This window comes from Galbitalea sp. SE-J8 (assembly GCF_030345695.1).
Classification (GTDB): Bacteria; Actinomycetota; Actinomycetes; order Actinomycetales; family Microbacteriaceae; genus JAUASV01.
Genome location: NZ_JAUASV010000004.1, coordinates 1 through 12,152, shown reverse-complemented (window position 1 = coordinate 12,152; position 12,152 = coordinate 1). Strand labels below are relative to the sequence as shown.

Below are 12,152 nucleotides of genomic sequence, written 5' to 3'. Positions count from 1 at the left end.
GATCGTCGTGTTCCTCATCGCGCAGTTCACGGGGGTCGATCTGTCGGGGATCGCCGGGAGCGGCGGCACCGGCGGAGGCGGAGGCGGAGAGGACGAAACCCTGACCTGGCACGAACCAGGCCGGATGCGGCGCCGCGTCGAGCGCGGTCGGACCGTTGCACTGCCCGCCCGACGAGCAGGTGTACATCGACACGGGGTTCTACGACGATCTGCGCACGACCTACGGCGCGAGCGCTTCGCGGCAGACGTGGTTCCGCACGGGCATGTCGAGCGGTTGGACCGCGTGCGACACGTTCTCGGTTCCGGGTCCTTGACTCGCTCTCAGCCGAGCGGCAGCGTCACGAGGTCGAACGCCGGCACCGTGACCTCCTCGCCGCCGACTCACCAGGCAGCGCCAGACCCCTCGATCGCCGGCACCGACCGGCGCGTGATCGCGAGAGAGCCGGCGACGAGGCCCTCGGTGAACTCGGCGACGACCTCGGCGTCGACCGCGCGCAGCAGCTCCGTCCATACCGTCGCGCGGCGGCGTTCGCCGGCCATGACGATCTCCGTGGCGGGCCCGGACGCCGATCCCGTCGTCCGCAGATCGGGACCGGCGAGCGGGGCGAACTCCTCGATGCGCACTTCGCGTCCTCGCTGGCCCAGATGTCACGTTTCACGGATGCGTCTCACTCCGCGTTCGAGCGCGGCGTGTCGCGCTCGGCGGGTTTGACGGCGCCACCGATCGCGGCTTTCCTCGGAGTCGGGGCCACCGACGGGCAAGGGGGAGGGTCACCATGGGGACACGGCGTCTGCTCGCGATCGTGTCTTCCCTCGTCGCGCTGGCCCTCCCTTTCGCGGTCGCGGCGCCCGCCGCGGCCGACGAACCGCTCCAGTCCTGCTGGGTGAGCGTCGACACCGGGCAGAGCCTGTGCGTCGACGCGGGCGAAGACCTGGTCGGCGCCGTCGAGGAGGACGGCGTCGACCTGGACTTCGGCGACACCGCCGGCCGGGGGACGAACGCGGAGGTCGTGTTGAGCGCGCTCTACGACGACACCGGGTACGGCGGCGCGACGTTCATCATGTCCGTGTCGGGAGGCAACTGCTCGACGACCGCGTACGGGTACACGTCGCTTTCTCCGTACGGCTGGGACAACCGGGCCGAGTCGTTCCGCAGCTACAACGGATGCGTCACCGCCGTGTTCTCGAACACGAACTACGGCGGCACGCAGTACGGCTACTACACGAGCTCCTCGAACCTCGGCACGGGAATGAACAACCAGGCCTCGAGCTGGCGCGTGCAGTAGGGGCCTGGGAGGAGGATGCAGAGCGGCGTCAGCGCCGGCCGGTACAGCATCCGCATGCATTAATAGGTCAGCGGCCTCCGCCGATCCGAGCACCTCGGGTTGCACCAAGCCCTTCACAGAATCGGAAGATCCGTATTTCCCATAGGGTGGTAAATGAAATGAACAAACTGCCCATCCTAATTGCGGCCGGCACGCTCCTGGCCTTCGCTCTGACCGGCTGTGCACAAAGCGACTCACCACCAGGAGCGGGAGGCGGCGCTGAGGGAACACTCTCGCCCGGGGCGCCTCGCCGAGTGCTTTCACGTTCGACGAGTCGCTCTGCGACAGTCTCCTCACCGACGACCAGAAGGCAGTCCTGGAGCGAGCGGGCTACTCCAATACCAGTGCCCATTACTCGGAGCAGCTTGAAAAAAGCTACGCGCCGGAAGGCGATGAGCCTAGTCTCGCTCGCTTTGTGCGGCTCGGGGGAATCGCGTGCGCGTGGGGCCTGGAGGATGAGGTGGGTGGAATCTTGTTTGCCTACGGTCCGATCACCGAAGAGCAAACGCGCGTTGAGCAGCAGGTGCTCGAGAAGGCGGGTGGAAAGCAGGTTTCCGGCGATCCTTACGTGAGATACTCCGACCCGCTCGGCTATTTCGGTGGCTACGCGTTCGGTAACGGCTATTGGCTGGCCGAGTTTGGGTGGAGCGAAGACGCCGACTTGCTGGACGAGTTGCCTGAACAGGCGCCCGCATTTTGACATCTCGAAGGGCATCAGTGTCTTGACCAAAGCACTTCGCGGTTTGGATTCGGATCAGCGACGTTCGTATCCCTGATAGGCAACGTGGAAGGAACATGTCGCGTGCTCACGAACGGTGGAGAGCCGGTGAAGGGTGCGACCGTGCAGGCGAAGAGCACCCGGGGCACCGTGAACCAGGCCTGAGCGGTCCCGTCACGATCGATGATCACAGCGCGCGCGGCAAGGACGGCGTCGGCGTCGACCTGCTCACCACCGCGGGGAAGAAGGTCGGCAGTCTGCTGGCGACGGGAACCTTCTTCGAGGACGTCTCCCGCGTCGGCAACTACCGCATCCGGGTCAGTTGGTCGTCCGACGCGTTCGAGCCCTTCTTCGTGACCGACCCGCGCGACGGCAACAGCGTGTTCCACCCGGACGGGATCGAGAAGATCACCGGGATCGCGATCGCCATCGCCACGAAGTAGGCGACCGTCACGGGAAGCCGCCCGACCGCGGTAGCGTCGGAGCGTGCCCGTCATCCGCATCGTCGCCGCGCTCGCGGTCGATGATGCGGGCCGCGTGCTCGTGGTGCGCAAGCGCGGCACGACCGCGTTCATGCAGCCCGGCGGCAAGCCCGAGCGCGGCGAGTCGCCCGGCGCGGCGCTCGTGCGCGAGCTCGAGGAGGAGCTCGGCGTGCGCGTCGACGAGGCGGAGCTCGTGCACCTCGGACGCTTCGACGCGCCCGCCGCGAACGAGGCCGGCCACACCGTCGACGCCGAGTGCTACGCCGTGCGTCTGCCCGCGGATGTCGCCCCGCACGCGGAGATCGAGGAGCTGCGCTGGGTGCACCCCGACGATCTCGGCTCGATCGAGGCGGCGCCGCTGCTCGTCGACCACATGCTGCCGCTGCTGGTCGGGAACGCGAAGGAGTGAGGGTGCCGAGGAACGTCGATGCGGAGATCGCGCGGTCGTGGCTGCTCGTGAACGCGACACACCCGGCCGAGTTCGATGTCGCGCACGCGTCGCGAGCGGACCAGATCGTGCTCGACATCGAGGACGCCGTCGACCCGGCGCTCAAGGGCCGGGCTCGCGACGACGTCGCGGAGTGGCTCTCCCACGACGACGGCCGGAGCGCCTGGGTGCGCATCAACGATCACTCGACGTCGTTCTGGTCGGACGACGTCGACCGTCTCACGGGACTGCCGGGGCTCGCCGGGGTGATGCTCGCGAAGACCGAGGCGGGCGAGCACGTCACCGAGACGTTCGACCGGCTCGGCGGGTCGATCCGGGTGCTGCCGCTCGTCGAGTCCGCGCTCGGGATCGAGGAGGCCGTGTCGATCGCCCGGGCGCGCGGGGCGTTCCGGCTCGCGTTCGGCTCGGGGGACTACCGCCGCGACACGGGCACGAGCGCCGACGACCTCGCGATGGCGTACCCGCGCTCGCGACTCGTGGTGGCATCCCGCATCGGCGGCCTGCCGGGACCGATCGACGGTCCCACGGTCGGCAGCGCGCACCGCGCGCTGCGGGAGAACTCCGAGATGACCGTCACGCTCGGACTGACGGGGAAGATCTGCCTCGACGTCGAGCAGGTGCCGGTGATCAACGAGGTGATCTCGCCGACCTCGTCGGATGTCGCGTGGGCGCGGGCCTTCCTCGCGGACTTCGAGGCATCCGGCGGCGTCATCAAGGACGGCTCGACACTGCCTCGCCTCGGCCGGGCGAGGAAGATCGACCGCCTCGCGACCGCGTTCGGCATCGAACCGCGCTGAGCCGCGACCGGGACGCCCGCGGGTCGCGTCCGTGGCGCGATGTGGCCGGGTTAGGGTGCCCGCATGATGCGCACCGCCCTCCTCGCACCCGCGGCCCTCGCCGCGGTGCTCCTGCTCTCCGGATGCACGGGCGGCGACGACCCGGCCCGGTCGACGTCGACGCCGGGATCGACGTCGGTCGTCGAGCCCTCGACGACACCGACGGATGACATCGAGGTGCCCGAGGTGACGCCCACGCCCGACAGCGCGAGCTACCCGACTGCGACGGACTTGCAGGCCGCGGCCGTCGCGGCCGGGCTCGACTGCGACGACGCTCCCGACACGAAGGCCGTGGCGCCCGCGCTGAGCGCGGTGACGTGCGGCGACCTGACCCTCACGGTGTACGCGACGGCCGCGGACCGGGACTCGATCGTGAACGCCGCGCTCGCCGACGAGGGCTCGACGCAGGTGTTCCTCGTCGGCGCGAACTGGCTCATCACGGCCCCGGACAGCGACGACACCACCGGGCTCGCCGATCTCATCCCGGGCCTGGGCGGCTTCATCGTGCCCCAGGGCTCGTAGCGCCCCTCCGCTTCCGCTGGTCGAGGAGCCTGCGAGCGCACTGCTGCTCCGCTGGTCGAGGAGCGTGGGGGTGTCGCTTCCGCTTCGCTGGTCGAGGAGCCCGCGAGCGCAGCGAGTCGGCGTCTCGAGACCACTCGTGTGCGGGGGGTGTGGTCTCGAGACGCGGGCGACTGCGTCGCGCGCTCCTCGACCAGCGGGAGGCGCGCGCTCCTCGACCAGCGGGAGGCGCGCGCTCCTCGACCAGCGGTTGGAGCTGGCCGGGTCGCTCAAGCTGCGCGTGTCGCTGCCGCTTCGCTGGTCGAGGAGCGTGGGGTGTCGCTTCCGCTTCCGCTGGTCGAGGAGCCCGCGAGCGCAGCGAGTCGGCGTCTCGAGACCACTCGCGTGCGGGGGGTGTGGTGGTCGCGAGACGCGGGCGACTGGGTCGCGCGCTCCTCGACCAGCGGGAGGCGCGCGCTCCTCGACGGGCCCGGTCAGCTGGCGACGGGGGCGCGCAGGCGGGGCAGGATCTCCTCGCCGTAAAGCCGCAGGAAGCGGTCCTGGTCGTGCCCCGGGCCGTGGAACACGAGATGCGTGAACCCGAGGTCGAGGTACTCGCGGATGCGCGCGACGTGCTCGTCGGGATCGGTCGACACGATGAAGCGCGACGCCGCCTGCTCGATCGGCAGCTCGTCGCCGAGCCGCTGCATCTCGATCGGGTCGTGCACGCTCGTCTTCTGCTCCGGGGTGAGCGCGAGCGGCGCCCAGAACCGGGTGTCCTGCAGGGCCTGCTCGTGATCGTGATCGAACGAGACCTTGACCTCAATCATGCGGTCGACATCCGCCCCGAGCCCCGGATCGCGCTTCGACAGCCCCTCGTCGAGCGACGGGATGAGCGTGTCGGTGTACAGCGACGGCGACTTGCCGGAGGTGGTGATCCATCCGTCGGCGATGCGTCCGGCGAGGCGGGTCGCGGCCGGTCCCGACGCGCCGATGTAGATCGGCACGCGCTCGGCCGGCCGGTCGTAGATCGTGGCGTCCTTCACCGAGTAGAACTGCCCGTCGAAGGTGACCCGCTCATCCGCCCACAGCGCCTCGATGAGCTGGATCGACTCCTTGAGGCGCGCGAAGCGCTCCTTCTGCTCGGGCCACGGGATGCCGAGGGTCACCTCGTTGAGCGCCTCCCCGGTGCCGACGCCGAGCACGACCCGACCCGGGAAGAGCGAGCCGAGCGTGCCGAACACCTGCGCGACGACACCCGGGTGGTACCGCAGCGTCGGCGTGAGCACGCTCGTGCCGATGAGCACCCGCTCGGTCGAGGCGCCGAGCGCGCCGAGCCAGGGCATCGCGGCGGGGGCGTGCCCGCCGACGTGCTGCCACGGCTGCAGGTGGTCGCTCGTGAAGACGCTGTCGAAGCCGACCCGCTCGGCCTGCACGCTGAAGCGCAGCAGGTCGCGGGGGTCGAACTGCTCCGCGCTCGCCTTGTATCCGAAGCGGATCGGAACGGTCATGGGGTGACTCCCGTCGTGAGTAGGTCGCAGGCGGCGTCGTCGAGGGCGGCGACGAACTCGTGGGCGAATCCGGGCCAGAGCAGGGTGAGCCGGCCGGTGCGGCGATCGACGTACCAGCTCTCGCATCCGCCCGTGGTCCACACGGTACCCGCCGAGCGGTGGTCGATCTCGGCGGTCCAGGCGTCCTCGCGCGAGGCGTCGACCTCGACGACGCCCGCGGTCGCGAGCAGGCGGCGCGTGAGCTCGATCTGCGCCTCGATCATCGTGATCGCGGAGTTGTGGCCCAGCCCGGCGTTCGGGCCGTCGAGCACGAACAGGTTCGGGAAGCCCGCGACGAGCGTCGACGCGTAGGCGCGCATCCCGCCGCTCCAGTGCTCGGCGAGCGAGCGGCCGCCGGCGCGCACGAGCGGCGCGTAGGGCTGCTCGGCGGTGCGGAACCCGGTCGCGAACACGAGCACGTCGACCTCGTGCCCGACCCCGTTCGCACCCGTCACGACGGCGCCGTCGACGGATGCCACGGCCGACGGCTCGAGCGTCACGTGCGGCCGGGAGACCGCCGGGTAGTAGTCGTCGGAGAGCAGCACGCGCTTGCAGCCGATCGCATAGTCCGGGGTGAGCAGGGCGCGGAGGGCGGCATCCGTCACCTGGGACGCGAGGTGGGCGAGCGCGCGGTCGCGGGCGGCGGCGACGCGGGCCTCGTCGCCGATCCGCTCGGCGAAGCCCTCCTCGGCGGCCCAGAACATCCGGTCGCGCAGCTCGTCGAGGGCGGCCGGGTCGGCGTGCAGGCGACGCTCGGCGTCGGAGAACACGTGGTCGGGACGCGGCATGATGTAGGGCGCGCTGCGCTGGAACTGCACGACGGATGCCGCCCCCTCGACGACGGACGGCATGAGCTGCACGGCACTCGCGCCCGACCCGACGACGGCGACGCGGCTGCCCGCGAGCTCGACTCCGTGGTCCCAGCGCGCGGAGTGGAAGATCGGCCCGGGGAACGTCTCGAGGCCGGGCACGCGGGGGATGGCCGGTTCGGCGAGGCGTCCGCAGGCGAGCACGAGCGCGTCGGCCGTGCGTTCGCCGCGGCTCGTCTCGACGCGCCAGAGACCGGCGGTCGCATCCCAGTCGGCGCCGAGCAGTGCGGTGTCGAGCTCGATGAGTGGGGCGACGCGCGCGGCGAGCGAGCGCAGGTAGGCCTGGATCTCGGCGCCGGCGGCGAACACGCGCGTCCACGCGGGACTCTGGTGGAACGAGAACGAGTAGAGCGGCGCCGGGATGTCGCACGCGACGCCCGGGTAGGTGTTGTCGCGCCAGGTGCCGCCGACGTCGTGCGCGCGCTCGATGACGGCGACGTCGTGGTCGGCGCTCAGCCGCACGGCCGCGCCGAGGCCGGCGAATCCGGCGCCGACGATGAGGACCTCGTCGTGCCTCGAGCTCACGGGCGCCACGCGGCGACCTCCGCTCCGGCCGGATGCCGCTGCGGCGCCCGCAGGAACGCGTCGACGACGGCGTGCACCTGCGCCGGGCGCTCCGAGAGCGCCGCGTGGCCGGTCGGCAGCTCGGTGTAGCGCGCGTCGGGGACCGCCGCCGCGAGCAGCCGGGTCTGCTCGAGCGGTGCGACCGTGTCGAGCGACGCGCCGACGACGAGCGCGGGAGCACGGATGCCGAGGGCCGCGTCGCCCACGCCGGTGCGCGCGGCGAGCGCCACGAGCTTCGGGTCGAGCGCGGGCTCTCGGGCGTTCCCGTGGTGCGGGCGGCCCGGGTTCGGGTTCCCGCGGTGCACCGCGCTCGCCGCGTTCCCGTGGTGCGGCGCGCTCCGGCGTGCGGCGGGCGCGCTCTCGCGTGCGGCCGCCCACCCGGCCGGGGAGAGCAGCGTGCGGGCCGCGAAATCGGGATCGGCGGCGTGCTCGGTCCAGTGCACGAGCCCCGGCGTCGGGTCGAGCCAGCCCGACACGAGCACCAGGGCGGCGACGTCGTGGCCGGCCGCGTGCACGGCGGCGACCGTCGCGCCCAGGCTGTAACCGACCAGGATGGTGTCGGCATCCGTCAGCTCGGCGAGGCGGTCGCGCGGGTCGGCGAGCACGACCTCGTGGAACCGGCCCAGCGCGAGGGCGAGGAAGCCGAGGTCGGCGACGCCGCCCAGGCCGCCGACGAGCACGACGCGGCTCACGCGGCGCCCTCCTCGGGGCCGCCACCCGCCAGTCGAGGGGCGCCGCTGCTCGTTGGTCGAGGGGCGCCGCTTCTCGTTGGTCGAGGAGCGCCCGAGCGCAGCGAGGCCGCGTCTCGAGACCATTCGGTCGGGGTTAGATCGGTGGTGGTTTCGAGACGCTGGCTCGCTGCGCTCGCGGGCTCCTCAACCAGCGGCGGGGCGGGCTGCCCGGTGCCGCCATCGGATGGGGCGCCGCTTCTCGTTGGTCGAGGGGCGCCGCTTCTCGTTGGTCGAGGGGCGCCCGAGCGCAGCGAGGCCGCGTCTCGAGACCATTCGGTCGGGGTTAGATCCGTGGTGGTTTCGAGACGCCGGCTCGCTGCGCTCGCGGGCTCCTCAACCAGCGGCGGCGGGGCGGGCTCCTCAACCAGCGGATGCGCGGGCTCCTCAACCGGTGACGGGCGCGAGACCGGGCCGTAGAGCGTCGAGCGCTCGCGCAGCGTGCGGGACAGGCGCCGGGCGATCCGCGCGGCATCCGCCAGCGGCAGCGAACGGCCCGCCGTCGGCGATGCCTCGGGCAGCACCCGCCCGGCGAGCAGCACACCGCCGAGGTCGTCGGCCCCCGACTGCAGCGCCGCGCGCACGCCCGCCTCGCCGAGCCGCGGCCACGCGACCTGGATGTGCCGCACGGCCCCGTGCAGGGCGACGCGCGCGACCGCGGTCGCCGCGCGGTGCACATCGAGGTCGAGGTCGTCGCGTGCGGGCATCGGCACGAGCTCGGTCACGCCGCCCGTCGCGAGCGCGAGGCGTCGCACGCGCAGCACGTGCGCGGCGAGCTCCCGCGTCGTCTCGCCGCCGCCGTAGAACATGACGGTCGTCGACGAGAGCCCGGCGCCGTGCGCGGCCGTGAGCAGCTCCTCCCAGCGCTCGCCCGGCACGTCGATGCCGGCGCGCATGGAGCGGTCCCCCGGCTGCACGCCCGTGCCCGGAACGCTGCCGACCCCGGCCTCCGCGAGCAGCGCGTAGTACCGCTCCGGTTCGAGGTCGGCGAGCCCCGCGGCGACGTCGACGTCGTACGGGCGGAACGCGTGCAGGTGCAGCCCGGGAGCCGCATCCGTCACCGTGAGGGCGATCGCGAGCGGATCGAGCGCGCCCGTGCCCTGCACGCACAGCTCGGTCGCGCCGAGCTCGAGCGCATCCGCGGCGACCGCGGCGACGTCGCCGAGCGTGAGGCCCGGATGCGCGGGCGACAGGTTGCGATTGACGACGACGCTGACCGCCTCGCCGACCGTGTAGCGGCGCTGGTCGGAGGCCAGCGCGACGAGCTCGTCGAGCTCGTCGCCGCGCGCGGTCAGCAGCGCCGCGACATCCGACTCGGTGAGGTCGTCCGCGCTCGTGCGCGCGAGCGAGAGCGCGCGGGAGACGGATGCCGTGCCCGACAGCCGCGCGATACCCAGTTCCGAGTCCCCCGGTCGCAGGGTCGCTCGGCGCTGGCGTCGCGGCGACACCGGTGCGTCGCTTCCCGCTCCAGCGCGTTCGTCGGCGAGCGACGACTCGGTGTCGGCGAGGGCGCGCACGCGCTCGCGCAGGCCGGCGTCGATCCAGGTGTCGGCATCCGCGACGTACGACGGATGCGCGGTGAGCCGCTCGCGCAGCGCGTAGCCGCTCGCCGCGGTGTGGCGCGCGAGCTCGCCGATCTGCGGCCAGGGACGCTCGGGGTTGACGTGGTCGGCGGTGAGCGGGCTCACGCCGCCCCAGTCGTCGATGCCCGCGCGCACGAGCAGGCCGAGCTCGGCCGGATCGGCGAGGTTCGGCGGAGCCTGCACCGTCACGTCGAGCGGCATGACGAGGCGCGCGGTCGCGATCGCCGCGACGTACTCGAGAGTGCCGAGGTCGGCGGCGCCCTGCATCGCGGTGGCGTCCTTCGCGCGGAAGTTCTGCACGATGACCTCCTGCACCTGGCCGTGCCGGGCGTGCGCGGAGCGGATCGCGACGAGGGACTCGGCGCGGTCGCGCAGCGTCTCGCCGATCCCCACGAGGATGCCGGTGGTGAACGGGATGCGCGCCGCTCCCGCGTCGTCGATCACGCGCATCCGCACGTCCGGGTCCTTGTCCGGGGAGCCGTAGTGCACCTGGCCGGGCTCCTCGAACAGGCGACGCGACGTGGTCTCGAGCATCATGCCCATGCTCGGCGCGACCTCGCGCAGCGTCTCGAGCTCGGCGCGCGACATGACGCCCGGGTTCATGTGCGGCAGCAGCCCGGTGCGCTCGAGCACGAGCTCGCCCATCGCCCGCAGGTAGTCGATCGTCGAGGCGTAGCCGTGCTCGTCGAGCCAGGCTCGAGCCTCGGGCCAGCGTTCCTCGGGGCGGTCGCCGAGGGTGAACAGCGCCTCCTTGACGCCGAGCGCCGCGCCCTGCGTCGCCACGCTCAGGATCTGCTCGGGCGACATGTACACCGGCTTGTGCTTGCGCTCGAGCTTGCCCGGGGTGTCCACGAAGATGCAGTAGTGGCAGCGGTCGCGGCACAGCGTCGTGACCGGGATGAACACCTTCTTCGAGAACGTGATGACGCCGGCGCGGCCCCCGGCGGCGAGCGCGGCGTCACGCCGGGCGGATGCCGCGTCGAGCAGGGCCTCGAGGTCAGCGCCCTGCGCGCCGAGCAGCAGCTCCGCGTCATCCGTGTCGAGCGCGATGCCGCGCGCCGCGTCGGCGAGCACGTCGGCGATCGTGCGCGCGGCGGGTGTGGCGAGGGCGGGTGCGGCGAGCGCGGAAGGCGCGGGGGCGGCGGAACCCGGCGTGGCGGGGGCGGGTGCGGCGAGCGCGGAAGGCGCGGGGGCGGCGGCGGGTGAACGCTCGGGCATCGCCTCAGTCTCGCACCGCTCGCGTCGCGGTCGCTGGGCCGAGGGCGCCCGCGCGCATCCGCCTACAACGGATTTCACGGAGATCTGTCGTTGGTCGCCCCGGGTGCCCGCCCGACGTGTGACGAACATCCGGAATCTCCGTGAAATCCGTTGTGGGGGCACGGGGAGCGGCGCGGCCCGACCAGCCTGGGCGCATGGCCGTCGTCGTGCGTGAGATCGCGTGTCCCCCGGAGCGGATCTTCCGCGTGCTCCAGAACGGCTGGCTGTTCACGACCTGGGTCGTCGGCGCGTCACGGATGCGGAACGTCGACGACGCCTGGCCCGCCGTCGGCTCCGAGCTGCACCACTCGTTCGGCTCCTGGCCGTTCGTCATCGACGACGTGACGACGACGCTCGAGTGGCATCCGCCGCGCCGCGCGATCTTCCAGGCGAAGGGCTGGCCGGTCGGCGAAGCCCGCGTGCAGCTCGACGTGAAGCCCCGCGGCGACGGATGCGTCGCGCGCCTGGAGGAGCACGCGGCGAAGGGTCCGGGGGCGTTCGTGCCGGGGGCGCTGCTCGACATCGGGCTCGTGCCGCGCAACCGGGAGAGCCTCCGCCGCCTCGCCCACCTCGCGGAGGGCGGCGCGGAGTAGGGGCTCCGCGGCGTCACCGGCCGTCCGGGCCTCCCCGCCCGCACCGCGACGATCTCCGCAGCATCGATCCGCGCCCCCGTCGTGTTCGGCCGCGTCGACGCGAGAGCGCGCCAACCTGGACGGGACCGCCGACCCCACGACGGCGAACCGCGGCGACGGATGCGTCCGCGTACCGTCACCCGCATGACCGACAACGACAACGCCGACACCGCCTCCGGCGGGGCGCCCGCCGAGCCCGACCGATCCGCTGACGGCACCTCGCCCGCCCGCCCGACGCCGCCTGAGAAGGTCAACCCCGACGACGGCACCGACGAGAACGGCGTTCCGGTCGACAACCCGGCCGGCTGAACGGATGCGGTTCCCGCACGACGCGGGGGCCGCATCCGCGCGCCGGCGCGCAGCGCCCACTGCGCGCGCAATCGCCTGCAGCGCCCACCGCACGCCGAAGTGGCTCAGCGCCGACCGCACGCAAAAGGGTCAAGCCCCAGGTAGTGGTGTAGCTCGGGTTCCTTCGAACTGTTGATGGTTCAGGCGGTGAGTTCGAGGGCGCTGTCGGTGGAGACCTCCTTGGCGTCGGTGTCGGTGTCGGTGTCGGTGTCGAGGGTCAGCCGGGACTTCGCGAGCATCTCGAGGCCGAGGTAGCGGCGGCCTTCGGCCCACTCGTCGGTCTGTTCGGCGAGCACGGCTCCGACGAGGCGGAT

The 12,152-nt window shown here is 72.4% G+C and carries 13 protein-coding genes and 2 pseudogenes; 9 read left to right on the top strand and 6 right to left on the bottom strand.

Annotated features, from left to right (window positions below; all coding sequences use genetic code 11):
* Nucleotides 1-128: 128 nt before the first annotated feature.
* Nucleotides 129-314, top strand: a pseudogene (locus tag QT381_RS04075) (neutral zinc metallopeptidase); the annotation flags it as partial.
* 67 nt (nucleotides 315-381) lie between these two features.
* Here the strand turns inward: QT381_RS04075 and QT381_RS04070 are convergent.
* A complete protein-coding gene (locus QT381_RS04070) occupies nucleotides 382-624 on the bottom strand; it encodes a hypothetical protein (RefSeq protein WP_289247456.1) in 243 nt (80 codons plus the stop codon).
* A 152-nt stretch (nucleotides 625-776) separates the two neighbouring features.
* On the opposite strand from QT381_RS04070, the gene QT381_RS04065 reads away from it, so the two are divergent.
* The 6 genes from QT381_RS04065 to QT381_RS04040 all read left to right on the top strand — a co-directional run bounded on the left by QT381_RS04065 (nucleotide 777) and on the right by QT381_RS04040 (nucleotide 4,331).
* Nucleotides 777-1,286: a hypothetical protein gene (locus QT381_RS04065; protein ID WP_289247455.1), complete on the top strand. Its 510-nt coding sequence runs from the start codon at nucleotides 777-779 to the stop codon at nucleotides 1,284-1,286.
* Between the two features lie 499 nt (nucleotides 1,287-1,785).
* Nucleotides 1,786-2,025, top strand: a complete 240-nt coding sequence (locus QT381_RS04060) for a hypothetical protein (RefSeq protein WP_289247454.1) — start codon at nucleotides 1,786-1,788, stop codon at nucleotides 2,023-2,025.
* Nucleotides 2,026-2,120: 95 nt separating this feature from the next.
* Nucleotides 2,121-2,486 carry a hypothetical protein gene (locus QT381_RS04055; RefSeq protein ID WP_289247453.1) on the top strand — a complete coding sequence of 122 codons (366 nt, stop codon included), beginning with the start codon at nucleotides 2,121-2,123 and terminating at the stop codon, nucleotides 2,484-2,486.
* 43 nt (nucleotides 2,487-2,529) lie between these two features.
* Complete coding sequence (locus QT381_RS04050) at nucleotides 2,530-2,934, top strand: NUDIX hydrolase (RefSeq protein WP_289247452.1); 405 nt, start codon at nucleotides 2,530-2,532, stop codon at nucleotides 2,932-2,934.
* Nucleotides 2,935-2,936: 2 nt separating this feature from the next.
* Entirely contained in the window at nucleotides 2,937-3,770 is an 834-nt protein-coding gene (locus QT381_RS04045; protein ID WP_353889752.1) for an HpcH/HpaI aldolase/citrate lyase family protein, read from the top strand.
* Between the two features lie 63 nt (nucleotides 3,771-3,833).
* Nucleotides 3,834-4,331, top strand: coding sequence for a hypothetical protein (locus QT381_RS04040; RefSeq protein ID WP_289247450.1), 498 nt, complete (start codon nucleotides 3,834-3,836; stop codon nucleotides 4,329-4,331).
* 470 nt (nucleotides 4,332-4,801) lie between these two features.
* Here the strand turns inward: QT381_RS04040 and fgd are convergent, their stop codons facing one another.
* Genes fgd through cofG form a run of 4 tightly spaced genes read right to left on the bottom strand, consistent with a single transcriptional unit; the run spans nucleotide 4,802 to nucleotide 10,819 of the window.
* Nucleotides 4,802-5,818, bottom strand: a complete 1,017-nt coding sequence (gene fgd, locus QT381_RS04035; RefSeq protein ID WP_289247449.1) for a glucose-6-phosphate dehydrogenase (coenzyme-F420) — start codon at nucleotides 5,816-5,818, stop codon at nucleotides 4,802-4,804.
* On the bottom strand, nucleotides 5,815-7,251 hold the full coding sequence (locus tag QT381_RS04030) for a flavin-containing monooxygenase (RefSeq protein ID WP_289247448.1): 1,437 nt from the start codon (nucleotides 7,249-7,251) through the stop codon (nucleotides 5,815-5,817). The genes fgd and QT381_RS04030 overlap by 4 nt, the downstream gene beginning before the upstream one ends.
* Nucleotides 7,248-7,982 carry an alpha/beta fold hydrolase gene (locus QT381_RS04025; RefSeq protein WP_289247447.1) on the bottom strand — a complete coding sequence of 245 codons (735 nt, stop codon included), beginning with the start codon at nucleotides 7,980-7,982 and terminating at the stop codon, nucleotides 7,248-7,250. Before QT381_RS04025 ends, QT381_RS04030 begins: the two co-directional genes overlap by 4 nt.
* Nucleotides 7,979-10,819: a 7,8-didemethyl-8-hydroxy-5-deazariboflavin synthase CofG gene (gene cofG / locus QT381_RS04020; protein ID WP_289247446.1), complete on the bottom strand. Its 2,841-nt coding sequence runs from the start codon at nucleotides 10,817-10,819 to the stop codon at nucleotides 7,979-7,981. The genes QT381_RS04025 and cofG overlap by 4 nt, the downstream gene beginning before the upstream one ends.
* A gap of 194 nt (nucleotides 10,820-11,013) precedes the next feature.
* Between cofG and QT381_RS04015 the strand changes: the two genes are divergently transcribed.
* Together QT381_RS04015 and QT381_RS04010 are read left to right on the top strand one after the other, a co-directional pair.
* Complete coding sequence (locus QT381_RS04015) at nucleotides 11,014-11,451, top strand: SRPBCC family protein (protein WP_289247445.1); 438 nt, start codon at nucleotides 11,014-11,016, stop codon at nucleotides 11,449-11,451.
* Nucleotides 11,452-11,634: 183 nt separating this feature from the next.
* Nucleotides 11,635-11,799 carry a hypothetical protein gene (locus tag QT381_RS04010; protein ID WP_289247444.1) on the top strand — a complete coding sequence of 55 codons (165 nt, stop codon included), beginning with the start codon at nucleotides 11,635-11,637 and terminating at the stop codon, nucleotides 11,797-11,799.
* Between the two features lie 179 nt (nucleotides 11,800-11,978).
* On the opposite strand, the pseudogene QT381_RS04005 reads toward QT381_RS04010, so the two are convergent.
* Nucleotides 11,979-12,152, bottom strand: a pseudogene (locus QT381_RS04005) (IS256 family transposase); the annotation flags it as partial.